Raw genomic sequence first — 23585 nt, 5'->3', positions numbered from 1 at the left:
TCAGACTCGTTGACGGGCTCCGTGCCATAATGTATAATTGATATTGACCGTTAAGGATTACAGACGGTATCATTTAAGCTCGGAGGGAGGGATTTTATCATGTCAAAAACTGTCGTTCGTAAAAACGAATCTCTTGATGATGCTCTTCGACGCTTTAAGCGCACGGTTTCAAAAAGCGGTACCCTTCAGGAATTCCGTAAACGTGAATTTTACGAAAAACCTAGCGTAAAACGTAAATTAAAATCAGAAGCAGCTCGTAAACGTAACAATAAGAAAAAGAAGCGTCGCAGCTTCTAATATTAAACGCCCCTGATCAGGAGCGTTTTTTATATTGACGAAAAGAGGTCCAATATGACTTTATCAAATGAATTAAATAATGATCTAAAAGATGCAATGAAGAATCATGATAAGACTAAGCTGACAATTATCAGAATGCTTAAGTCGAACTTAATGAATGAAAAGATTAAATTAGGTCATGATCTTTCTGATAGTGAAGAAGCGGCTGTTGTTAATCGAGAAGTTAAACAACACAAAGATTCGATTGCTGAGTTTAAAGATGGTGGCAGGGATGATTTGGTGAAGGAGCAAGAAGATGAGCTAAAGATTCTTGAAAATTATGCCCCAAAGCAAATGTCAGAAGCTGATCTTGAAAAAATTGTTAACGAAACGGTTAAGCAACTTGGTGCGTCAAACAAGAGCGATTTTGGCAAAGTAATGGGTGCTGTCATGGGTAAAGTTAAAGGACAAGCCGATGGCAACACTGTTAATAAACTTGTTAATAAAGCGCTTAGTTAAGAAGGGAACTCATTGAATGGTCAATGGGTTCTTTTTGTTCTTTTACTTTGTAAGTGGCAAATTATATGCTAGTATTTTAAGTAAAAGTTGAGTTGATATGAAAGGAACCTGTTTGATTGACAGATAATTTTGAATTTAAAAAAGAATTAACGTTAAAGAATCCAAATGATGAATCAGCTTTATTTGGAGCTCAAGATGCCTTTTTAGATATTCTAGAACGAGGGATGGAAACTTCTATTCGCCATTCTGGTGGTAAGATTACGGTTGAAGGTGACATTCAGAAAGCGGTTCAAAATACCATTGATATTTTAAATGGAATGCTTGAACTTGTTCATTCTGGGATCACTTTGAATGGTAGTGATTTTGTTTCGGCAATGAAGATGGCTGAGAAAGGGACTCTAGGTTTTCTCCCAGAATTATATAATCAAGTCCTTTTAAAGGATAATAAGGGGAAGCCAGTTCGAGTTAAGAATTTTGGGCAGCGTCAGTACGTTCAGTCCATCAAGCATAATGATGTTACCTTTGGAATCGGACCTGCTGGGACGGGAAAGACTTATCTAGCAGTTGTAATGGCAGTTGCCGCTTTAAAAAAGGGTGACGTTGATAAGATTGTCTTAACCAGACCAGCTGTTGAAGCGGGTGAGAGTTTAGGCTTTTTACCTGGCGACCTAAAAGAAAAAGTTGATCCATATTTACGACCACTGTACGATGCACTGAATTCGACCCTTGGATCTGATCACACTGAAAGGCTAATGGATCGTGGCGTTATCGAAATTGCGCCATTAGCTTATATGCGTGGTCGGACCCTCGATAATTCTTTTGTTATTTTAGACGAAGCTCAAAACACTACTAATGCTCAGATGAAAATGTTTCTAACCCGGTTGGGTTTTGGTTCTAAAATGATTGTTAATGGTGATATTTCTCAAATTGATTTAAACGGAAGAATCCGGAGTGGATTAGTCACCGCTCCTAAAATCCTGAGAAATATTGATGATATTAATTTTGTAAACTTTAGTGCTGATGATGTAGTTAGACATCCAGTTGTGGCTAAAATCATTAATGCCTACGAAAAAAATGATAATGGGGAATAGATATGGATCTGGAAATATATGATCAAACTAAGGATGGGGTCGACCCCCAAAAAATTGATTTGATTAGAGATATTCTAAATTATGCCGCTAAGTATATTGATTTAAAGAATAATACCGAAATGTCGGTTACTTTGGTCAACAATGATCGCATCAAGGAAATTAACCGGGACTACCGTGGTGTAGATCGGGCCACTGATGTGATTAGTTTTGCGATTGAAGATCAGAGTGATGATGATTTTCCCGTAATCATGAATGATGAAATGAAAAAAGATATTCCTGAAAATATTGGGGATATTTTTGTGTGTGTTGATAAAGTTGCTGAACAGGCTGATTTTTTAAATCATTCAAATGATCGAGAACTTGGTTTTTTAGTTGTACATGGATTTTTGCATCTAAATGGTTATGACCATATGAAGCCTGAGGATGAAGCCATCATGTTCCCACTTCAAAGAAAGATTATGGACTCTTATGGACTTACAAAATAATAAACAGACTGGGAAAAATAAAAATATATTTCAGGCTTTTGGACATGCGTTTGATGGCATTAAATGGGTTTTTGTTCATGAACGAAACTTTAAGTTTGATATAACTAGTGCCATTATTACCCTAATAATTGGGTTTCTTTTGAAAATTAGTTTGGAACAATTTATGTGGCTGTTTACCGCAATTATTTTAGTTCTTGTGGGTGAGATTCTTAACACCGTTGTTGAGAGGATCATGGATTTTATGGCGGACCATCATTACGACGAACGAGTTAAGGTAATTAAAGACGTTGCGGCTGGTGGCGTTGTTTTAACGGCAATTTTTGCGATCATTGTAGGTTTAATTGTTTTCGTTCCAAAAATTATTGAATTAATGAGCTAAAGGGGAAAATATGGCAGAAAAGGCGCAGTATAAGTCAGGATTTGTAGCAATTGTAGGACGTCCAAATGTTGGGAAATCAACCTTTTTGAATCGAGTGATTGGGCAAAAGGTTGCGATTATGTCTGACAAGGCACAAACCACTCGTAACAAAATTCAGGGAATTTATACCACTGATGATGCACAAATTGTTTTCATTGATACTCCCGGAATTCATAAACCAAAAAACAAGTTGGATGATTATATGGACGACGCTGCTCTCTCTTCTTTAAAGGAGGTCGATGCAGTCCTTTTTATGGTTAGTGCTACTGAAACTCGTGGTGCTGGTGATAATTACATCATCGATCAATTAAAAAAAGTGGATTGTCCGGTTTACTTAGTTATCAATAAGATTGATGAAGTCAATCCGAACAGTTTATTACCAATCATGGACACGTACAAACGAGCTTATAAATGGGCTGATGTGTTTCCTATTTCTGCTCTTCAAGGGAACAATGTTGATGAATTACTGACTACTTTGGTTTCTAAGTTGCCAGAAGGACCGCAGTATTATCCTGACGATGAAATTACCGATCATCCTGAACGTTTCATCGTTTCCGAATTAATTCGCGAAAAAGTTTTAGAACTAACGAGGCAAGAAATTCCACATTCTGTTGCAGTTGAAGTTGAAAAAATGAAGACCCAAGATAATGGAAACGTTCATATTGACGCTAATATTATTGTTGAACGAAAGGGCCAACGCGGGATCTTAATTGGGAAGAATGGTGGATTGCTGAAAAAGATTGGGACATTGGCCAGAAAAGAGATTGAAACTCTACTTGGAAGCAAAGTTTATCTTGAATTGTGGGTAAAAATTCAACCAAGTTGGCGTGAAAAAGAATCAGCTTTAAGACAATTAGGATACCGAAAAGATAGTTACTAGGTGATATTTTGTCAGTAAATCCAAGGAGTCAAACTTTTCATGGAATTTTATTGTATCGTAAGAACTATCGCGAGCACGATATGTTGGTGAAATTTTTGACGGCAGAAGCTGGGCTCAAAATGTTTTTTATTAGAGGAGCCAATAAAGCGAACTTTAAAATGGCAGGTGATATTTTGCCATTTAGCTTTGGTACGTACGAGGGCACGCTCAAATCAGAAGGATTGTCGTACATTAGTAGTGGTAATGAGGTTAAGCATTTTGAACAGATTGCAAATGATATTTATTTAGATGCATACGCTACTTACATTATGACGTTAGTGGATGCGGCATTTCCTGAAGGAGTTAAGATAAACGATTGGTTTAATCGTTTATACTACGCTTTAAATATGATTAACAGTGGTTTTGATGCTGAAGTAATTACTAATATCATTGAGGTTCAACTTCTTCCTGTTTTTGGGGTAGCACCTGAATTTAAATCCTGTGTTATTTGTCATCAAACCAATAAAAAGTTTGATTATTCAGAAGAGTATGGAGGAATTATTTGTGAGGATCATTTTCATCTTGATCCTCATCGAATGCATCTCGACCAAAAAACAATTTACTATCTTCGCTTGTTTTCTGCGATTGACCTGAAAAAAATCGGTAACATTCAGGTTAATAGCAAAACTAAAAAGAAAATTCGCAGTGTGATTGATAAAATTTACGATAGTTCTGTTGGACTAAATTTAAAGAGTAAAAAATTTTTAGATCAGATGAACAATTGGAAAATCAACCTTAATTGATGGTTAACCGTTGACTGTTTTGTGTGATAATTTTATAATTATAGTAGTTAAATAATTGGTGTTGATGAAGGAAGTTTTATGCTTATCACATTTCAGTGAAACCATGTTAGTGGGAAATGGTTAATGTGGGTATAAATTGGCACTTTCGGAGCCATTTAATCTCGAGTTGCTGATTAAGTTCAGAAGTAGGGTGGAACCGCGAATAAATCGTCCCTATGTGAAAGTCATTGTACTTTTGCATAGGTTTTTTTATTTGCTTATTGATTAGGAGGAGAAGTTAATGACAGAAAAACTATCAGTCCAAGATATTATCAGTACTCTAGAGTCATATTGGAGTTCGCTTGGTTGCATGCGGATGCAATCATATGATACTGAGAAAGGTGCGGGAACAATGAGTCCGTACACTTTTTTGCGTGCGATTGGACCAGAGCCATGGAATGTTTGTTACGTTGAACCATCAAGACGTCCAGCTGATGGTAGGTATGGAGAAAATCCTAATCGGCTTTATCAGCATCATCAGTTTCAGGTATTAATGAAGCCATCTCCGGACAACATCCAAGAATTGTACATTAATTCGCTTGAACAACTAGGAATTAATCCACTTGAACATGATATTCGGTTTGTTGAGGATAACTGGGAAAATCCATCAATGGGATGTGCCGGTGTTGGATGGGAAGTATGGCTCGATGGCATGGAAGTAACTCAGTTTACTTATTTTCAGGTTGTCGGTGGATTAACTATGGATCCAGTTGCGGTTGAAATCACCTATGGATTGGAACGGCTTTCTTCGTACATTCAAGACGTCAACAATGTTTTTGACCTGGAATGGGGTAACGGAGTTAAGTATGGTGACATCTTTAAAGAGCCCGAATATGAGCATTCTAAGTATAGTTTTGAAGAATCAGACCAAAAAATGTTGCACGAAATGTTTGATGCTTACGAGAAAGAGGCCAAACGATTAATATCACTTGGACTAGTTCACCCAGCCTATGATTATATTTTGAAATGTAGTCATACTTTTAATCTACTAGATGCAAGAGGAGCCGTATCTGTCACTGAACGTGCTGGTTACCTTTCACGAATTCGAAAAATGGCACACGCGATCGCCAAAGCATTTGTTGCTGAGCGTAAAAAGCGTGGTTTTCCACTTATTAAGGATGAGCAAAAACGACAAGAGCTTTTAAAAGATGATTCAAAAAATAGTAAGAAGAAAAACAAAAAGCATCATGATGGCAAGGGGGATAAGTAGATGGCTAAGACATTTTTGTTGGAGATTGGATTAGAAGAAATGCCCGCTCATGTCGTGACGCCAAGTGTTAATCAATTGGCAGAAAAAGCGGCTCAGTATTTAAAAGATCAAAGAATTTCTTATGACCAAATTAAAAAGTTCTCTACTCCTAGAAGACTGGCAATTCAAATTACTGGCTTAGTTAACAAACAACCAGATGTTGATAAAGAGGTTCGAGGTCCGGCCGAAAAGATTGCAAAGGACAAAGATGGCAATTGGAGTAAGGCGGCAATTGGTTTTACTAAAGGACAAGGATTAACGCCTGATGATATCGTCTTTAAGGATGTTAAGGGAACTAAGTATGCTTTTGTTGAAAAACACGTAGCGGGAAAACCAGTTCAAGAAGTATTAAGTGGTCTTAATGATGTTATAAAATCAATGACTTTTCCAACGTTAATGAAGTGGGGAACCAACAAGTTTGAATTTATTCGCCCCATTAAATGGATTGTGGCTTTACTGGACGATGAAGTGATCCCAATGCAGATTGTTGATGTTAATTCTGGACGGACCACCTGGGGACACCGCTTTCTTGGAAAAGACGTCGAGTTAAAAAATGCCGATGATTATGAAGAAGCTTTAACCAGCCAACACGTGATTGCCGATGCTAACAAGCGAAAAGATTTAATTCGTAAACAGATTGAAGCGATTGCGAAAAAGAACAATTGGAAGGTCAATATTGATAATGATCTTCTTGAAGAAGTTAATAACTTAGTGGAATGGCCAACTAGTTTTGCTGGAAAATTTGACGACCGTTTCTTAAAAATTCCACGTGAAGTATTGATTACTTCAATGAGAAACCACCAACGATTCTTCTACGTTGAAGATCAGGATGGTAATCTTTTACCTTATTTTGTCTCCGTTAGAAATGGGGATGAGAATCATCTTGATAACGTGGTTGCCGGAAACGAGAAAGTTTTGACTGCTAGACTTGATGATGCTGATTTCTTCTATAATGAGGATCAACAGCAATCAATTGACGATTATGTTAATAAGCTCAAAACAGTTAGTTTTCACGATAAGATTTCTTCTGAATACGATAAGATGCAGCGGGTTCAAGTTATTTCCCAGATAATTGGGAAAGATGTTGGATTAGATGAAACTCAATTAAAACACTTACAACGTGCTTCAGAAATTTATAAATTTGATTTAGTTACCGGGATGGTTGGAGAGTTTGCTGAATTACAAGGAGTAATGGGTGAAAAGTACGCACTGCTTGCGGGTGAAGATCCGGAAGTTGCTACTGCAATTCGTGAACATTATCTTCCCATTTCATCCGACGGGGAACTTCCCAAAACTAAAGTAGGTGCTGTTTTATCAGTGGCAGATAAACTTGACAGTGTGATGACCTTCTTTGCTGCAGATATGATTCCTAGTGGTTCAAATGATCCGTATGCATTAAGAAGGCAGGCAGCTGGAATTGTTAGAATTGTTGTTAGTGAAAAGTGGCGAGTACCACTTATGCCATTAATGAATCAAGTGATTGCTGAAGAGAAAGCTAAAGCGGTCTTACCAAAAGTAGATCAAACTAAGATTGTTTCTGACGTGGTTGCGTTTATTAAAGAAAGAATTAAACGACAACTCAAGTCGAAAGATATTCGCTATGATCTAATTGATGCGGCGGTGGGATCAACTGACAGTGATATTTACTTTAACGTTGAAACCGCAATGACATTAAATGATCATAAAGATGATCCTAATTTTAAAGAATCAATTGAAGCACTGACACGAGTGGTTCGGATTGCTCAAAAAGGTCATTTTCCAGCTGGTAGTGTTAAAGTTGATGAAAAGTTGTTTGAAAATGATTCAGAGAAAGTCTTTAATGATAAAATCAAACTTATCAGCCCAAACTTTAATGAATTGAATGCTAACCAAGCTTTTAATGAATTAACTTCTTTAAAGCCACTCATTGATGAGTATTTTGATAAAACCATGGTAATGGCAGACGACACGAAAGTTCGCAATAATCGTCTGGCAGAATTGACTAATTTAGCAAGAATGATTGATCACTTTGCTGATGTCGACGAAATAATTGTTAAATAAAAAAATTAATATTAGAATAGATTTCCGAGAAAGGATGGTGATCTCATGGCAAAAATTCCTGAAACGGTAATTGATGATGTCTTAAGTAAGACTAACATTACTGACGTTGTTAGTAAGTATGTCAATCTAAAGAAGTCAGGAAATAATTTATTCGGTTTGTGTCCGTTCCATGAGGAAAGAACACCATCCTTTTCTGTGTCAGAAAGTAAACAGATTTTTCATTGTTTTAGTTGTGGACGCGGTGGAAATGTTTTTAAATTCCTCATGGATTTGCAAGGAATTTCCTTTCCAGAAGCTGTTATTGCTGTGGCAGAAGATGAGGGAATTACTCTTCCTGACTCAGTTCAAAATGATAATAGTAAATCTCCAGTAAATTCAGAAAAGAACAGCCTCATTAATCTTCATGAGGAAGCCAGTAAACTCTATCATCATGTATTGGTTAACACTGAGCTTGGAGTTCCCGCATTAAAATATCTGCATGAACGAAAAATAACGGATGAAATGATTGAAACTTTTAACTTAGGATTTGCCCCTAGCCAAAGACTCTTAAAACCGTTCTTTAAGAACAAAAAAACTGATTTTCAACTTTTACGAAAATCGGGATTGTTTGTTGAAAATTCGAGTGGTGAATTGAATGATCGATTTTCGAATCGGATCATGTATCCTATCAGGGATCCTAATTCTAAGACCATTGGATTTTCCGGTAGAATCTTACATCGAGATCCTGATCTTCCAAAATATTTAAATAGTCCTGAAACTAGCATCTTTAATAAACGAAGGATTATTTATAATCTCGATCTTGCCAAGTCTAGTATTCGAAATGAGCAAAATTTAATTCTGTTTGAGGGTTTTATGGACGTTATTTCTGCTTTTCAGGCCGGGGTTAAAAACGGCGTTGCTTCAATGGGAACGAGTTTGACGAACGAACAAATTTATCAGTTCAATCAGTTAACGAATCAGATATACGTTTGTTATGATGGCGATGAACCTGGACAGAAGGCTACTAAGCGAGCGATTAGCCTTTTAAGTAGTGAAGGTAAGTTTAAAGTTGGCGTGATTCAAATGCCTAACGGGGTTGATCCTGATGAGTATCGACGAAAAAATGGAAATGACAAGTTTAAAGATGCTATCAAAAGTGCTCGAGAAACCACAACTTCCTTTGAATTGCATTTTCTTAAAACGCAGTATGATTTAAGTAATGATGAAGAAAAACTAAATTATGTAGATGAAGCTGTTAATGTGATTGCAAAAATTGACAAACCCGTTGAACGTAGTGTTTATTTAAAACATTTAGCTGATGAGTTTGACTTGGATATCAATGCTTTGTCGGTTCAATGTAAACAAATTCGTTCGACCTTCATCAATAAACAGCAAAGAAAACAAATTCGTAGGTTGAAGACTGACTCATCTCCTGAAGTTTTGAATCGAAATCCAAAGAAGATTACTAAAGTTGAAAGTGCGGAGCGCTTACTTTTGTCACGAATGTTGAATAATCATGATGTTTGGCTAAAGGTGACCGATGATCCTGATTTTAGTTTTGTTCATGATGGGTATCAAACGATTTATTTACTTGCACAACATTATTTTCAGTCGCATGACGAGTACGTTCCTGCTGAATTTAGTGACTTTTTGAAGGAATCTGATTTGCAATCAACTTTCGCTAATATTGAAATGGCTGCTTTATCTAATGAGCCAAGTGAAAAAGAAGTTGACGATTGTGTTAAAATAATAAAGCAGGCTTTAACTGGTGGGGTATCCCTTAAATCAAAGTATCAAGAAATGTTAGATGCAGTTAAACTTGGTGATACTGATAAGGCTGCCCAATTGGGTAAAGAATACCAGGACCTGCAAAAGAAGTATCAATAAGAATACAGTAATGGGAGGCAATTTTTATGGCAGAAAAAGACATTAAGAAAAATGAAGTAAATTCCACAAATAAGACTGCGAAAGCAGCTCCCAAAAAGAGCGGTGCTCCTAAAAATAAGAGCACTAAAAAGACTACTGCAAAGAAAACGACTAAAACTAAGGCAACTAGAGCAAAGAAGACAACGAGTAAAGAAAAATTTGATAAAACTGGATATAAGAAGGTTTTTGACGCCGTTGTAAAGAAGCACAAGAAGGTTGGTCACATCACCTATGGGGTCTTGGAGGAAGAACTCCAGGTTCCATTTAGTTTAAATAAAAAACAAATGAACGAATTGATGGAAAAGGTTGAAGACTCAGGAATAAGTATTGTTGATGAAAGTGGCGAACCTGATCCCAGAGCTTTAAAAGCAGCTAAAAAAGTTACTCAAAAAGAACTAAAAAATGCTTCCAGTTCAAAGGGAGTTAAAATTAATGATCCGGTCAGAATGTACCTAAAGGAAATTGGTCGAGTTCCATTACTTACCGCTGATCAAGAGGTACAATTAGCTCTTAGAATCGAGCAGGGTGATGAAACAGCTAAACAAGAATTAGCTGAAGCAAACTTGCGATTAGTTGTTTCAATTGCCAAGCGTTACGTTGGCCGTGGCATGCAATTTCTTGATTTGATTCAAGAAGGGAACATGGGTTTAATGAAGGCCGTTGAGAAGTTTGATTACCGTAAGGGATTTAAGTTTTCAACGTACGCTACTTGGTGGATTAGACAAGCAATTACTCGAGCCATTGCGGATCAGGCTCGAACCATTCGAATTCCCGTTCATATGGTTGAAACCATCAATAAACTGATTCGAATTCAGCGTCAATTACTCCAAGACCTTGGCAGAGAACCGTTACCATCTGAGATTGGTGCTGAGATGGATATGCCAACTTCAAAGGTTAGAGAGATCCTTAAGATTGCTCAGGAACCAGTTTCACTTGAAACTCCAATTGGTGAAGAAGATGACTCCCACTTAGGTGACTTTATTGAAGATGAAGATGCCACTAGTCCTGCTGATCATGCTGCTTATGAGCTTTTAAAAGAACAACTTGAAAGTGTCCTAGATACGTTAACTGACCGTGAAGAGAACGTTTTACGACTTAGATTCGGGTTAGATGATGGAAGAACTCGAACCTTAGAAGAGGTTGGAAAAGTCTTTGGTGTCACTAGAGAACGAATTCGACAGATTGAAGCTAAAGCATTAAGAAAACTGAGACATCCATCACGCAGTAAACAATTAAAAGATTTCTTAGATTAAAGATGTGGCAGAGATCCAACTGGATCGCTGCTTTTTTATTGGATTAGGAGGGAAACGATGACGGCAAAAAAGTTATCGCCACGTTTACAAGCAGTTTCTGATTTAGTTCCTAATGGGGCAACAATAGCTGATATCGGTTCGGATCACGCTTATGTTCCGGCTTATTTGTTAAAACGGAATTTGATTAAGTTTGCGATTGCCGGTGAGGTTGCTCCTGGACCACTGCATAACGCAACATCGGAAATGAAAGAACAACACTTAGGTGATAAAATGGTGACCCGGTTGGGAGATGGACTTAATGTGATTAAATCAAGTGACCACGTGAATGCAATTGTGATTGCTGGGATGGGTGGTGAATTAATCACTCAGATCCTTGAACGTGGCAAAGAGAAACTTTCTAAACAAACGGCCCTAATTCTGCAACCAAACGTTGATGAAATTCGAGTAAGAAGTTGGTTAGTTACAAATCAGTATAAGATCGATATTGAAAACATTGTTTTTGATGCTGGTCATTTTTATGAAATGATCTTGGCAACTCCATCAACGAATCCGGTTAAGTATTCTAATCAGGAACTAAGGTTTGGACCGATTCTTTTAAAACAACAAAAACAAGCATTTATTGCAAAATGGACTGATCGGATGCGGAAAAATAAGATTGTTTTGGATAATCTGCATAATGCTACTAATCCACCTCTTGAAAAAATTCAACACATCCAAAAGATTAACGAAGAATTAGAGGAGATTTTAGATGACAACCGTTAATGACTTAATTACTAGATTTGAACGATTCGCACCACTTTCACTTGCTGAACCAAAAGACCCAACTGGATTTCAAATTGGTTCTAAAAAGCGAAGTATTAAAAACGTCATGACCACTTTAGACGTTAGACCTGAAGTGGTTGATGAAGCGATCAACAAGAACGTTGATTTTATTTTTGCCCATCATCCCGTGATGTTTCATCCTGCAAAGAATTTAGATTTAGCTGATCCCCAAAATCAAATGTACGCTAATATTTTGAAACATAATATTACCGTTTATGCGGCTCATATGAACTTGGACAATGCAAATGGTGGAATGAATGACTGGCTAGCAGATGCGATCGGTCTTCAAAATACCGTTGGACTGGTACCCCATTTGGATACTAAGGGTTTTCCTACTAATTATTCGATGGGACGCGTTGGCAACTTGAAACAATCAATGAAAATCATTGATTTAGGTCGACTATGTAAACAAGTGTTTGGAATTAGTGGTTTACGAATAGTAACAAATGATGATCAGCAGCGTGTTAAGCGGATTGCTATCTTAGGTGGAGACGGTGGCAAGTTCTATCGACAAGCGATTGAACAAGGCGTTCAAGTTTATATTACTGGCGATTTGTATTATCATACTTCTCAAGAGATGCTTTCAAGTGGTCTGTCTGCGATTGATCCCGGGCACCATATTGAAAGTATATGTAAAAATAAGTTAGCTGAAATGTTTACGCGCTGGTCTGATGAAAATCGTTGGGATATCAATGTATTTGCATCGCAACTAAACACGGATCCGTTTGAGTTTATATAGGAGGAATAGTTATGGCTGATAGCAAGCAGTTACTGGATCGCTTTTTGAAATATGTGAAGGTGAATACGAGATCTAATCCGAATTCTGACACAATTCCGTCTGATCCTAAAGAAGTTGATTTTTTAAACGAACTTTCTTATGAATTAAAGGATATTGGGATGGAAAACGTACGAACCAATGAAAAAAGTGGTTATGTTTTTGCTGATTTACCAAGTAATGTTAAGCAAAAAGTTCCTAAGATTGGATTTATCTCTCATATAGACACTGCAGACTTTAATTCAGAACACGTCAATCCACAAGTAGTTAAAAATTACGATGGAAAATCGATTATTAAACTTGATAAAGATGGCAAATACCAGCTGGATCCGAGCGTATTTCCAACCCTTAAAAAGTATGCTGGTCAAACTTTAATTACTACCGATGGTTCAACTCTCTTAGGAGCTGACGATAAGGCGGGAGTGGCTGAAATTATGACGGCAATGAAATACTTAGTTGATCATCCCGAAATTAAGCATGGCGATATCGTAGTTGGGTTTGGACCAGATGAGGAGATTGGTACCGGAGCCGATCAATTTGACGTTACTGATTTTGGTGCTGATTTTGCATACACGGTTGATGGTGGTCCACTTGGAGACTTAGAGTACGAAACGTTTAATGCGGCGTCTGCCACAATAAAATTCAACGGAACTGATGTTCATCCTGGTGACGCCTATGGTGTGATGGTAAATGCCTCTCAGCTTGCAATTGATTTTCATAATCAATTACCAAAGGACCAACGACCGGAAAATACCAAAGATCGTCAGGGCTTTTATTATCTGCTTGCGATTGATGGGGTAACTGATCATGCTAAATTAGATTACATCATTCGTGATCATGATAAGAGTAAGTTCAACGAACGCAAGCAGTTCATTCAAAACTTAGTTAATAAGTTTAATGATAAATATGGTGATGGGAGAGTTGAACTTGAGATGCATGATGAATATTACAACATGGCGGAAATCATTAAGAAAGATATGACACCCGTCAATATTGCTAAGGATGCCATGAATGAAGTTAACATTAAGCCAAATATTTATCCGGTTCGTGGTGGTACTGATGGTTCTAAGATTTCTTTTCTTGGGATTCCAACTCCCAACCTATTTGCTGGACCAGAAAACATGCATGGTCGCTTTGAATATGTGTCGCTTCAAACGATGGAAAAGGCTGTCGATTTAATTATTAAGATTTCAGAGGATGTTTCAAAAGACTAAAAAAATAACCTGCAGGTTCAACCTGCAGGTTATTTTTATTTCTAATTAACGACTAATTAGTTTAATTCCGTTGAAGGCAATAAGGGCAACAACAGCGCCGATTACTCCAACTTGAATCCAATTATAAGGTGCGCCAACCAAGGCCGATCCAATATAACCAATAATTTCGCCATATACAAATCCCCAGAAAGCACCAGTTAAGTTAGCAGCAAACGTCTTCATAATTAACACCTCTCAATACCAGTAGTTTATCACTACAGTAGAAAAAATCAATTACAAACTTCGAATAAAATTTATCGGGTCCATTTGCTATAATGAATATGAATTAAGAAAGGAGATGACAAATTTTGGGATACAATCCGTTACAAAACATCACATCGTATAGTTTGCTTCAAAGTACCAATACGGTTCCTAAGTTAATTGAAAAAGCTCGTGCGCGTGGTTATCAAAGTGTGGCTCTAACTGATCGGAATGTGATGTATGGGTCGGTAGCTTTTTATAATGAGGCAAAAAAGCAGGGTATTAAGCCAATTATTGGTTTAACGGCAGTTTTGGACGGGATGTTTTTTAAAGAAAACAAGTCCGAATTGATTTTGATTGCTAAGGATCAGGACGGGTACAAGAATTTGATGAAAATTTCATCACTTTTGATGAGTAATGATCAAACTAATGTTGTTGAAAAAATCAAGGATAAACTTCACCATTTATTTGTCATTTTTCCAGAGAATAGTGAGTTAAATAAACTAATTGAAGTAGGAAGAATGAGCGAAGCCAAAACCTTAATTGCTAAGGTAAAGAGCGTTAGCGATTCAAATGCAGTAAAGGTTGGAATTAGCTTAAATCGAACTAAGATAATTATAAATGAGCTTAAGAACCTAGGGGTCCAAGCTGATGTTGATTTAGTGGCGCTTAATTCGGTTGAATATCTTGACGCAGATGATTATTTTTCAAATGAAGTTTTAAAGTCGATTGGAACTGGTGATGTGATCAAAAATCCAATGGAAGAACGGCACCAGGTTGGAACAAAATGGTTGAAGGATCGTCATAATATTGAGACTCAGTATCACAATCTAGGGCTTGATCAAGCGGTTTTAAATAACCAGAAAATGGTTGATGAAGTTGACGTAGCGATTCCCAAAGAGCAACCTAAACTACCGACGTTTAAAGCTCCAGATAATCTTTCTTCAAAGGACTATTTACGTCAATTATGTGAACTTGGTTTAAAGGAAAGATTGAAGGATGAATCGCATCTTAATCGTAATGAGTATCAGGACCGGTTAGATTCTGAACTAAAAGTTATTAATCGGATGGGATTTGATGATTATTTCTTGATTGTATGGGATGTTTTAAATTTTGCTCATCACCAAGGAATTATAACTGGACCTGGTCGGGGATCTTCAGCGGGATCATTAGTTGCGTACACTTTAAAAATTACCGATGTGGATCCGATTAAGTATAATTTGCTATTTGAACGATTTTTAAACGAAGAACGAGCACAGATGCCGGATATTGATTTAGATATTCCCGATAATCGGCGTGATGATATTTTACAGTATGTTCATCAAAAATATGGAAATGAACATGTTGCTCAAATTGTGACTTTTGGAACGTTAGCTGCCAAACAAGCTCTTCGAGATGTTGGCAGGGTATTTGGAATGACTCCAACTCAAATGGCAAAGTGGTCATCTGCAATTCCAAATCAGCTTCATGAATCCCTGGCTAAGGCCGAATCAGAATCACAGAAATTAAGAAATTTATTAGCTGATAGTAAAACCAATCGGTTGCTATTTGATATTGCTGAAAAACTAGAGGGACTACCACGCCATTTTTCCACTCACGCTGCTGGTTTAATTTTAAGTGAAGATCCCATCGTTGATCGTGCTCCACTTCAATCCGGAAATGATGGATTGTTGATGACCCAGTACTCCAAGTATTATGTTGAAAGCGTGGGGCTCTTAAAGATTGATTTTTTGGGTTTGAGAAACCTCTCTACAATGGCTAACATTTTAGAAATTATTCATTCAAAAGTTGATCGTAATTTTGAAATAACTGACATCAATTTAAATGATCAGGATACTTTGAAGCTTTTTCAATCTGGTAAGACTAATGGGGTTTTTCAATTTGAATCATCTGGGATTCAAAACGTGTTACGTAAATTAAAACCAAATGATTTTGATATGGTGGCAGCCGTGAATGCTTTGTATCGACCCGGTCCCATTAAGAATATTGATATGTTTATTGCCAGAAAGAATGGAACTCAGACGGTTAACTATCCAAATGAAACCATTAAAAACATTTTGGGTTCAACCTTTGGCATTATTGTTTATCAGGAACAGGTTATGCAACTTGCATCGGCAATGGGTGGTTTTACACTGGGACAAGCTGATATTTTGCGCCGTGCGATGAGCAAAAAGCATAAAAAAGAAATGGATAACATGAAGATCCAGTTCATTGATGGCGCTAGTAAAAAAGGATATTCTAAAGATGTTTCAAAGACAACGTTTGACTATATGGAACGATTTGCCGACTATGGATTTAATAAGTCTCACGCAGTTGCATATAGCAAAATGGCGTTTCAGTTGGCCTATTTAAAAGTTCATTTTCCTGGTCCATTTTTTACATCGTTGCTAAATTCGGTGATCGGTAATTCACGTAAGACCAAGAATTACGTTCAAGAAGCCAAAGAATCAGGTATTCAAGTTGAGCGTCCTGATATTAATGAGAGTAAAGATGTTTATACTTATCAGGATGGTAAAATCAGGTTTGGACTTCGTACCATCAAAGGATTACGAACCGATTTTATTAAGAATGTTGAGGAAGAACGAAAGCAAAATGGTAATTTTCATGATTTACAGGAATTAATCAGTCGAATCGATCCCAGATTTAGAAAAATTGATCTTTTAAACGCACTTGCTTATTCAGGGGCGCTTGATGGTTTTGGGTATAACCGAAAAGAATTAATTAATGCAATTCCAGAATTTATTAGTTCTACTGAATTAAGTGGAAACTCAATTGAATTAATTCAAGCGTTGGCTCCCAAAATTAAAAGAACTGATGATTTTTCTGATTGGGAGAAACTAAACAAGGAAAATGAGTACCTGGGAACTTACCTAACCGGACATCCAGTTGGTCACTATACTGATTTACAAGAACAAGTGCATGCTTTAACTACTAATGATATTCATGAGCCCAGTAAAAACGTGAAAATGATTTTGTTTGTATCTCATGTAAAGACGATCCGAACGAAAAAAGGGCAACTTATGGCTTTCATAGATGGTAATGATCAGTTTGGTGATATTGATGTGACCATTTTTCCTAATCTTTACGCTAAAATTAGTGGATGGATAAAAAGTGGAATAGTGGTTTTGGTGTCTGGAAACATTGAGGTTCAACGGGGACTTCAATTAGTGGCAAATTCAATTGAACCAGCTGCTAATGTCGTTCATCAGTCTTTAAAAAAAGTTGATCATCAAAAAAAGCTTTATTTAAAGATTGCGTTAGATCATGATCGAGATTCAATCTATCAAGATTTAATCCGGATAATAAAAAGATATCCTGGTTCAACACCAATTTTGCTTTATCGAGCTTCCGATGATCGAAAGCAACTATTAGATAAAGCATATAACGTGGCCATTAATTCTGATTTAATGCATGATCTACGTGACATTTTAGGAGTGGGAAACGTTGTTACACAATGATAAATTTTGCCTGTGAAACTAACGACAATCCTTATAAAAAGTGATACAATACACTTGAAATCAAATAATGCATGGTACGCAGATGTGTGCCATGCAAAAAGGAGAGGCTTTACTTATGAAGAGAACAAAGATCGTAAGTACACTTGGTCCTGCAAGTACTGATGTTGATACCATCACTAAGCTTATTGAAGCAGGAGCAAACGTTTTTCGTTTCAATTTTTCACACGGAGACCATGCGGAACATTTAGACCGTATGAATAAAGTGAAAGAAGCGGAAAAGAAAACTGGTAAGGTTGTTGGAATTGTCTTAGATACTAAGGGTGCTGAAATCAGAACCACGGTACAAAAAGACGGAAAGATTGAATACCACACTGGTGATCAATTTAGAATTTCAATGGATGGTAACCTTGAGGGAACTAAAGACAAGATTGCTGTTTCTTACCCAGGCTTGTATGACGACGTTAAAGTTGGCGGACACGTTCTGTTTGATGACGGTCTTTTGGATACCAAGATTGACAAAAAAGATGATGCCAACAAAGAGTTAGTGGTTACTGCCCAAAATAACGGGGTCTTGGGCTCACGTAAGGGTGTTAATGCTCCAGGAGTTTCAATTAACTTACCTGGTATTACTGAAAAAGATACTGATGATATCCTTTTCGGATGTGACCATGGTATTAACTATATCTCTGCTTCATTTGTTAGAAAGCCACAAGATGTCCTAGATATCCGTGCCTTACTTGAAAGCAAGAATATGGAAGACGTTCAAATTTTTCCTAAGATTGAATCACAAGAAGGAATCGACAACTTTAACGAAATCATCAAAGTATCTGATGGTTTGATGGTTGCCAGAGGTGACATGGGAGTTGAAATTCCACCAGAAAATGTCCCAACCGTTCAAAAACATTTAATCAAGATCTGTAATGATTTAGGTAAACCAGTTATCACTGCTACTCAAATGCTTGATTCCATGCAAGAAGAACCAAGACCTACTCGTGCCGAAGTATCTGATGTTGCTAATGCTGTTTATGATGGTACTGATGCAACTATGCTTTCAGGTGAAAGTGCTAACGGTGATTACCCAGTTAAGTCAGTTGCAATGATGAGCAAGATTGATATCGAAGCTGACAAACACTTCTTTGAATTTGGTACTCCACGTCCTAAGTTCGGTACTGGTGACGTCACTGAGTCACTTGGTGAAGCAGTTGCACGGATTGCTAAGGATATGGGAATTCACACAATTGTAGCTGCAACCGGTTCAGGTTACACTGCAAGAATGATTTCAAAATATCATCCAGACGCTGATATTCTTGCTTTAACGTTTAACGATCGTGTTCGTCGTGGCTTGACGGTTAACTATGGTGTTCAACCAATCTTAGTTGATAAACCATCAAATCCAGATGAAATGTTCGAATTGGCTGCTAAAAAGGCAGTTGAAACTGGACTTGCTAAGGAGGGCGACATGATCTTGATTACTTCAGGTGTACCATTAGGTGATCAAGGAACTACTAACACAATTCGCGTTAAGTTGATTGGTACTAAATTAGCTCAAGGTCAAGGTGTTGGTGGTGAAACTGTTATTGGCAAGACAGTAGTTGCTAAAGATGCTAAGGAAGCTAACGATAAAGCCATTGATGGTGGTGTTCTAGTTGTTAAGGATACAAACAAGGACTACTTACCAGCAATGAAGAAGTCAAGTGCAATCGTGGTTGAAAACGGTGGTTTGACCTCATACGCTGCTGTCGTTGGTATCTCCCTTAACATTCCAGTAATTGTGGGTGCTACTGATGCAGTTGAAAACATCAAAGATGGTCAATTAGTTACTGTTGACGGTCGTCGCGGTGTTGTTTACGCTGGAAACCAATCAAAAGCTAAATAATAATTATTAAGAATGAAGCACTCGATTATTATCGGATGCTTTTTTTATTTGGTATAATATTCATTAAAAGCACTGGGATGGAGAATTAATATGAATGAAGATTTGGGAACCGTAATTACGGGAAAAGTCACTGATGAAAACGATAAGGAGTATTTCATTCAAAATAACGGAATTACCTATTCTTTAAACAAGGGCGAGTTAAAAAAGCCAATTAAATTAGGTGGAAATTTTAAAGGATTTGTCTACGAAAATGAAAAGCATCAAATGAAAATCACGCGAAACGTTCCGGATGTTGGAATTGACAGCTATGCATGGGGAAAAGTGGTTGTAATTAAATTTGGATTGGGAATCTTTGTTGACATCGGTTTACCAGATAAGGATGTTGCTGTTTCTCTTGATGATTTGCCGGATATTAAGTCATTATGGCCAGAAGTTGGTGACCAACTTTTAATTGCTTTAAAAAAGGATAGTAAGAATCGAATCTGGGGTAAATTAGCTGATCCTCAGATATATAAAGCGATTTCCCAACCAGTTAATGATCCAAAATTGAAAAATCGGGATGTTAATGCTTGGGTCATTAACCCTAAACTGATGGGAACGCAAGTAATAACGGATCACTACAATTTAGGGTTCATTGACAAATCAGAAGAGGAAGAACAACCACGACTAGGAGAGAAAGTAAACGCTAGGATTATTGGAATCCGACCCAATAAAACGCTTTATTTATCACTTAGACCACGATCTTATGAAGTGATTGGTGAGGACGCCAAGATGATTCAGACAATTCTTGAGCATAAGCCTAATAATGAATTACCTTATAACGATAAAAGTGACCCTCAAGTAATTAAGGATTACTTTGGAATCAGCAAATCTCAGTTTAAACGAGCCCTGGGGCATTTATTAAAGGCTCATGTTATTTCCGAAACCCCAGATGGAATTAAATTAACTGAAACGAGATGAAAGTAAGTGAATGATCAAATTGAAGATTATCTCCACTATTTACTAGTAGAAAGAGGATTATCTGACAATACCATTAAAAGTTATCGACAAGATTTAAGGGAATTTGAGTTGGATTTAAAAAAAAATCACATCAGTTCGTTTAAAGATGTCGACCAGTATGCAATTTTAAATTACATGGAAACAATGAAAAATAGTGGTAAGTCTCGTAATACAATCATTCGATTTGTATCAACGCTTCGTAAATTTTTTCAATATTTAATGGAATTTAAGGTGATTAAAAAGAACCCCATGAACAAGATTGATACTCCTAAAAAGGGCAAGCACTTACCCGATGTTTTATCCGTTAATGAAGTTGATCGATTACTTAAAATGCCGGATGTGAACACCAAGTATGGGGTAAGAGATCGAACCATTTTAGAAGTGATGTATGCTACTGGGCTTCGAGTATCTGAATTGATTAATTTAAAGTTATCCGATCTTCATTTAGAAATGAATCTGATTCAGACCATTGGAAAGGGGGATAAGGAACGAATTGTTCCAATTGGAGAAGTTGCTCAGAATTGGCTATTTAAGTATTTAAATGATAGTCGATTACAGTTACTTAAGCACCGGACATCTCCGTACGTTTTTTTGAATGCGCATGGTGGACGAATTAGTCGACAAAGCATTTGGGAAAAGATTAAACGTTACGTTAGTTTAGCTGGCATTAAAAAGAACGTTACTCCACATACATTACGACATTCTTTTGCAACGCACATTTTAGAAAATGGAGCAGATCTTAGAACTGTGCAGGAATTACTTGGACATTCTGATATTTCCACGACGCAAATTTACACTCATATTTCCCACGAGCGGTTAAGTCAGGTGTATGATAAATATCATCCAAGAGCATAAAATGAGATGGAATAATAATGACAGCAAGTAATTGAGGTGATGTCGATGCTATTCAGGTATCGAAATGATTATGAAAAGATTGTGATGGGGATGTTGTCACTTTCTAAAAGTAACGATAAAACGAAACATCTTGTGGAAGAAATGAATTGGTATCGAAATGCTGACAATCGTGACATTTTTCTTTGGAAGGATCGATTTGGAAATTGGGCTGGAATTGTAGGAGTTGAAACCAACCCGAAAAACGTGGTTGTTAGAAGGATTACCCTTACGCCAGATGCTAACAATATTTTTAATGAATTTCGAATTCTTGATAGTGTTGAAAATGAATATCCTGACAAAAAAATCATGGGAACGTTTAATACGCAAGATGTCATTAGTAAATGGGAGTTAAGTCATGAACAGAGACAATCTACAGATTCACGTTAATGACTTTGATGGTCCACTAGAGCTTTTACTGCATCTAATCAAACAAGCAAAGATGGATATTTATGATATTGACATTAAGGATATTACTGAGCAATATTTTAAATATTTAAATGAAATGAAACGTTTAAATTTTGATATTGCTGGTGATTTCTTTGTAATGGCGGCTAATTTGATGCGAATTAAATCTAAAATGTTGTTAGCTAAAGAAACTGATGATGAATTAGATGATGATCCACGGGACGATCTGGTTGATCAGTTGGTTGAATATAATCGTTATAAAAAAGCGTCGAAAAAGTTGCAAAAAAAAGAAGTAGAACGAAATCATTATCATTCTAGGATTCGTTCTTTTAATAAGTCGGAGATTGCAATTGGTGAAAATGAGTTTGAAATTAGCTTGCTGGAACAAGCATGGAATAAGATCATTAAGCGACATCAGTTAACTTCTAAACCGCCAGTTCAACAAGTTTCAGAATGGAATTTTAGCGTTAATGAGCAAAGTGAAGTAATTATGAGACGAATAAATGGAGCTAGTAGTCATGAAATCTATTTTTCCAAGTTGTTTGAGGCCAATTCTCCTTTAGAAGAATTAGTGACCGATTTTTTGGCACTTTTGGAAATGGTTAAACATCATCGTATTATGGTTGTGCAAACCAGTAATGACGGAGAAATCTTATTAAGGAAATCTAATTAATGAATTTAATGGCAGAAATTGAAGCTCTCTTGTATGTTTCGGGAGAGTCTGGAATGACAATTGAACGGTTGAAAAAATTAACTTCCGCAAATGATTCCACCATTCGGAGCTGTATTGCTTCGTTGAGTGAGCGTTATTCAAGTGATCGATTTGGCATCTGCATTTTACAAAATGGTGACATTATCCATATGACAACTAAAAAGGATTATTCAAAAGTAATTCAAAAGTTTGTTAAATCCGATGAAGAGTTGTTAACGCAGTCGGCACTTGAGACGCTTACGATTATTGCGTATAAACAGCCAATAACGCGCGTTGAGGTTGATGAGGTGAGGGGCGTAAATAGTTTGATTTCAATTAGAAATCTTTTGGCACAAAATTTAATTACCATCAAGGGTGAGCGTGATGAACCAGGCAAACCTAAGCTATATGTTACTACCGACCTTTTTTTAAACGCTTTTAACCTTAAAAGCATTAATGATTTACCAGCTTTAGATGCAGAAAGAGATCCAAAAGATTATGGTCAGATGTTTGATGATAAAATGAAACCATTGGAGGATCAGCAAGATGAGTGAAAGATTACAAAAAGTTATGGCGCATGATGGGGTGGCTTCGAGACGAAAGTCTGAGGAACTCATTAGTACTGGACATGTGAAGGTTAATGGTAAGATTGTTAATCAGTTAGGGATAAAAGTTGAACCCACTGACAAGATTGAGGTGGATGGAACATCGTTAAGAAAAGAAGATCTAGTATATTTTGCCCTGTATAAGCCACGTGGGGTAATTTCTTCTGTGAGGGATGAAAGGGATCGAGAGACCGTTTTGAACTTTTTAAAAAAGGTTCCTGAACGAATATACCCCGTTGGACGATTAGATTATGATACGAGTGGGATAATTATTTTAACTAACGACGGAACGCTTGATTTCCAGTTAACTCATCCTAAATATGAAGTAAAAAAGACATACTTAGTTAAGGTGATTGGGAAACTCGATCACAATGAGTTGAATAAAATTCGAAAGGGTGTTTTAATTAATGGCAAGTATAAGAGTGCACCCGCGGAAGTTGAGGTGATTTATAAGGCTGGTAATTCAAAGAATAATTCGGTGCTACGTTTGACGATTCACGAGGGTAAGAATCATGAAGTTAAAGATATGCTGAAAGCAGTTGGTCATCCTGTTGAAAAATTAAAACGGGAAGAGTTTGCTGGGATCGGTTTAGAAAACTTACAACCTGGTGAGTTTCGTAGGCTCCGAAAAAGAGAAATACGAGATTTGTATGCTTTAACTAAATAATT

Annotated in this window: 23 protein-coding genes; 22 read left to right on the top strand and 1 reads right to left on the bottom strand. The window is 36.9% G+C overall.

The window, feature by feature from the left end:
* Positions 1 to 99: 99 nt before the first annotated feature.
* From rpsU to pepT, 14 genes are all read left to right on the top strand, one after another.
* Positions 100 to 297 (top strand): 30S ribosomal protein S21, encoded by a 198-nt coding sequence (rpsU, locus tag AC6UDF_RS03105; protein ID WP_039142968.1) that lies wholly within the window; start codon positions 100 to 102, stop codon positions 295 to 297.
* A 54-nt stretch (positions 298 to 351) separates the two neighbouring features.
* Positions 352 to 795, top strand: a complete 444-nt coding sequence (locus AC6UDF_RS03100; protein WP_500706426.1) for a GatB/YqeY domain-containing protein — start codon at positions 352 to 354, stop codon at positions 793 to 795.
* Positions 796 to 911: 116 nt separating this feature from the next.
* Complete coding sequence (locus tag AC6UDF_RS03095) at positions 912 to 1886, top strand: PhoH family protein (RefSeq protein WP_500706428.1); 975 nt, start codon at positions 912 to 914, stop codon at positions 1884 to 1886.
* A 2-nt stretch (positions 1887 to 1888) separates the two neighbouring features.
* On the top strand, positions 1889 to 2371 hold the full coding sequence (gene ybeY, locus AC6UDF_RS03090; RefSeq protein ID WP_500696650.1) for an rRNA maturation RNase YbeY: 483 nt from the start codon (positions 1889 to 1891) through the stop codon (positions 2369 to 2371).
* A complete protein-coding gene (locus tag AC6UDF_RS03085; protein ID WP_500706430.1) occupies positions 2355 to 2750 on the top strand; it encodes a diacylglycerol kinase family protein in 396 nt (131 codons plus the stop codon). Before ybeY ends, AC6UDF_RS03085 begins: the two co-directional genes overlap by 17 nt.
* A gap of 10 nt (positions 2751 to 2760) precedes the next feature.
* Positions 2761 to 3669, top strand: coding sequence for a GTPase Era (gene era, locus AC6UDF_RS03080; protein ID WP_500706432.1), 909 nt, complete (start codon positions 2761 to 2763; stop codon positions 3667 to 3669).
* Between the two features lie 8 nt (positions 3670 to 3677).
* A complete protein-coding gene (gene recO, locus AC6UDF_RS03075) occupies positions 3678 to 4451 on the top strand; it encodes a DNA repair protein RecO (protein WP_500723813.1) in 774 nt (257 codons plus the stop codon).
* A 280-nt stretch (positions 4452 to 4731) separates the two neighbouring features.
* Positions 4732 to 5700, top strand: coding sequence for a glycine--tRNA ligase subunit alpha (gene glyQ, locus AC6UDF_RS03070; RefSeq protein ID WP_500696652.1), 969 nt, complete (start codon positions 4732 to 4734; stop codon positions 5698 to 5700).
* Positions 5701 to 7779, top strand: a complete 2079-nt coding sequence (gene glyS / locus AC6UDF_RS03065; protein ID WP_500706436.1) for a glycine--tRNA ligase subunit beta — start codon at positions 5701 to 5703, stop codon at positions 7777 to 7779. It abuts the gene before it with no gap.
* 45 nt (positions 7780 to 7824) lie between these two features.
* Positions 7825 to 9645 (top strand): DNA primase, encoded by a 1821-nt coding sequence (gene dnaG / locus AC6UDF_RS03060; protein ID WP_500706438.1) that lies wholly within the window; start codon positions 7825 to 7827, stop codon positions 9643 to 9645.
* 26 nt (positions 9646 to 9671) lie between these two features.
* On the top strand, positions 9672 to 10937 hold the full coding sequence (gene rpoD, locus AC6UDF_RS03055) for an RNA polymerase sigma factor RpoD (protein WP_500693798.1): 1266 nt from the start codon (positions 9672 to 9674) through the stop codon (positions 10935 to 10937).
* Positions 10938 to 10994: 57 nt separating this feature from the next.
* Positions 10995 to 11699 carry a tRNA (adenine(22)-N(1))-methyltransferase gene (locus AC6UDF_RS03050; RefSeq protein ID WP_500693797.1) on the top strand — a complete coding sequence of 235 codons (705 nt, stop codon included), beginning with the start codon at positions 10995 to 10997 and terminating at the stop codon, positions 11697 to 11699.
* Positions 11686 to 12498, top strand: a complete 813-nt coding sequence (locus tag AC6UDF_RS03045) for a Nif3-like dinuclear metal center hexameric protein (protein WP_500706440.1) — start codon at positions 11686 to 11688, stop codon at positions 12496 to 12498. The genes AC6UDF_RS03050 and AC6UDF_RS03045 overlap by 14 nt, the downstream gene beginning before the upstream one ends.
* An 11-nt stretch (positions 12499 to 12509) precedes the next feature.
* Positions 12510 to 13748 carry a peptidase T gene (gene pepT, locus AC6UDF_RS03040; RefSeq protein ID WP_500699455.1) on the top strand — a complete coding sequence of 413 codons (1239 nt, stop codon included), beginning with the start codon at positions 12510 to 12512 and terminating at the stop codon, positions 13746 to 13748.
* A 45-nt stretch (positions 13749 to 13793) separates the two neighbouring features.
* Here the strand turns inward: pepT and AC6UDF_RS03035 are convergent, their stop codons facing one another.
* Complete coding sequence (locus AC6UDF_RS03035) at positions 13794 to 13970, bottom strand: YjzD family protein (RefSeq protein WP_500693794.1); 177 nt, start codon at positions 13968 to 13970, stop codon at positions 13794 to 13796.
* A 125-nt stretch (positions 13971 to 14095) separates the two neighbouring features.
* Here AC6UDF_RS03035 and dnaE point away from each other — a divergent pair, with 125 nt between their 5' ends.
* The 8 genes from dnaE to AC6UDF_RS02995 all read left to right on the top strand — a co-directional run bounded on the left by dnaE (position 14096) and on the right by AC6UDF_RS02995 (position 23583).
* Positions 14096 to 17446 (top strand): DNA polymerase III subunit alpha, encoded by a 3351-nt coding sequence (dnaE, locus tag AC6UDF_RS03030; RefSeq protein WP_500706442.1) that lies wholly within the window; start codon positions 14096 to 14098, stop codon positions 17444 to 17446.
* A 115-nt stretch (positions 17447 to 17561) separates the two neighbouring features.
* Positions 17562 to 19322, top strand: a complete 1761-nt coding sequence (gene pyk / locus AC6UDF_RS03025) for a pyruvate kinase (RefSeq protein ID WP_500706444.1) — start codon at positions 17562 to 17564, stop codon at positions 19320 to 19322.
* Positions 19323 to 19412: 90 nt separating this feature from the next.
* Positions 19413 to 20282 (top strand): CvfB family protein, encoded by an 870-nt coding sequence (locus AC6UDF_RS03020; protein WP_500723811.1) that lies wholly within the window; start codon positions 19413 to 19415, stop codon positions 20280 to 20282.
* 6 nt (positions 20283 to 20288) lie between these two features.
* On the top strand, positions 20289 to 21176 hold the full coding sequence (gene xerD, locus AC6UDF_RS03015) for a site-specific tyrosine recombinase XerD (RefSeq protein ID WP_500693790.1): 888 nt from the start codon (positions 20289 to 20291) through the stop codon (positions 21174 to 21176).
* Between the two features lie 45 nt (positions 21177 to 21221).
* Positions 21222 to 21602: a riboflavin biosynthesis protein RibT gene (locus AC6UDF_RS03010; protein WP_500706446.1), complete on the top strand. Its 381-nt coding sequence runs from the start codon at positions 21222 to 21224 to the stop codon at positions 21600 to 21602.
* A complete protein-coding gene (locus tag AC6UDF_RS03005; protein WP_500706448.1) occupies positions 21571 to 22293 on the top strand; it encodes a segregation and condensation protein A in 723 nt (240 codons plus the stop codon). The genes AC6UDF_RS03010 and AC6UDF_RS03005 overlap by 32 nt, the downstream gene beginning before the upstream one ends.
* Entirely contained in the window at positions 22293 to 22865 is a 573-nt protein-coding gene (gene scpB, locus AC6UDF_RS03000; protein ID WP_500706450.1) for an SMC-Scp complex subunit ScpB, read from the top strand. Before AC6UDF_RS03005 ends, scpB begins: the two co-directional genes overlap by 1 nt.
* Positions 22858 to 23583 carry a pseudouridine synthase gene (locus AC6UDF_RS02995; RefSeq protein WP_500699459.1) on the top strand — a complete coding sequence of 242 codons (726 nt, stop codon included), beginning with the start codon at positions 22858 to 22860 and terminating at the stop codon, positions 23581 to 23583. The genes scpB and AC6UDF_RS02995 overlap by 8 nt, the downstream gene beginning before the upstream one ends.
* Positions 23584 to 23585 lie beyond the last annotated feature (2 nt).

It is taken from the genome of Fructilactobacillus sp. X2R6C1 (assembly GCF_059901295.1).
This window is presented reverse-complemented; position numbering and strand designations above follow the sequence as displayed.

What these genes read in the sequence shown, in the direction of transcription:
- rpsU (WP_039142968.1), top strand. Translation starts at nt 100, where the DNA reads ATGTCAAAAACTGTCGTTCGTAAAAACGAATCTCTTGATGATGCTCTT.
- AC6UDF_RS03100 (WP_500706426.1), top strand. Translation starts at nt 352, where the DNA reads ATGACTTTATCAAATGAATTAAATAATGATCTAAAAGATGCAATGAAG.
- ybeY (WP_500696650.1), top strand. Translation starts at nt 1,889, where the DNA reads ATGGATCTGGAAATATATGATCAAACTAAGGATGGGGTCGACCCCCAA.
- AC6UDF_RS03085 (WP_500706430.1), top strand. Translation starts at nt 2,355, where the DNA reads ATGGACTTACAAAATAATAAACAGACTGGGAAAAATAAAAATATATTT.
- era (WP_500706432.1), top strand. Translation starts at nt 2,761, where the DNA reads ATGGCAGAAAAGGCGCAGTATAAGTCAGGATTTGTAGCAATTGTAGGA.
- glyQ (WP_500696652.1), top strand. Translation starts at nt 4,732, where the DNA reads ATGACAGAAAAACTATCAGTCCAAGATATTATCAGTACTCTAGAGTCA.
- glyS (WP_500706436.1), top strand. Translation starts at nt 5,701, where the DNA reads ATGGCTAAGACATTTTTGTTGGAGATTGGATTAGAAGAAATGCCCGCT.
- dnaG (WP_500706438.1), top strand. Translation starts at nt 7,825, where the DNA reads ATGGCAAAAATTCCTGAAACGGTAATTGATGATGTCTTAAGTAAGACT.
- rpoD (WP_500693798.1), top strand. Translation starts at nt 9,672, where the DNA reads ATGGCAGAAAAAGACATTAAGAAAAATGAAGTAAATTCCACAAATAAG.
- AC6UDF_RS03050 (WP_500693797.1), top strand. Translation starts at nt 10,995, where the DNA reads ATGACGGCAAAAAAGTTATCGCCACGTTTACAAGCAGTTTCTGATTTA.
- AC6UDF_RS03045 (WP_500706440.1), top strand. Translation starts at nt 11,686, where the DNA reads ATGACAACCGTTAATGACTTAATTACTAGATTTGAACGATTCGCACCA.
- pepT (WP_500699455.1), top strand. Translation starts at nt 12,510, where the DNA reads ATGGCTGATAGCAAGCAGTTACTGGATCGCTTTTTGAAATATGTGAAG.
- AC6UDF_RS03035 (WP_500693794.1), bottom strand. Translation starts at nt 13,970, where the DNA reads ATGAAGACGTTTGCTGCTAACTTAACTGGTGCTTTCTGGGGATTTGTA.
- pyk (WP_500706444.1), top strand. Translation starts at nt 17,562, where the DNA reads ATGAAGAGAACAAAGATCGTAAGTACACTTGGTCCTGCAAGTACTGAT.
- AC6UDF_RS03020 (WP_500723811.1), top strand. Translation starts at nt 19,413, where the DNA reads ATGAATGAAGATTTGGGAACCGTAATTACGGGAAAAGTCACTGATGAA.
- AC6UDF_RS03010 (WP_500706446.1), top strand. Translation starts at nt 21,222, where the DNA reads ATGCTATTCAGGTATCGAAATGATTATGAAAAGATTGTGATGGGGATG.
- AC6UDF_RS03005 (WP_500706448.1), top strand. Translation starts at nt 21,571, where the DNA reads ATGAACAGAGACAATCTACAGATTCACGTTAATGACTTTGATGGTCCA.
- scpB (WP_500706450.1), top strand. Translation starts at nt 22,293, where the DNA reads ATGAATTTAATGGCAGAAATTGAAGCTCTCTTGTATGTTTCGGGAGAG.
- AC6UDF_RS02995 (WP_500699459.1), top strand. Translation starts at nt 22,858, where the DNA reads ATGAGTGAAAGATTACAAAAAGTTATGGCGCATGATGGGGTGGCTTCG.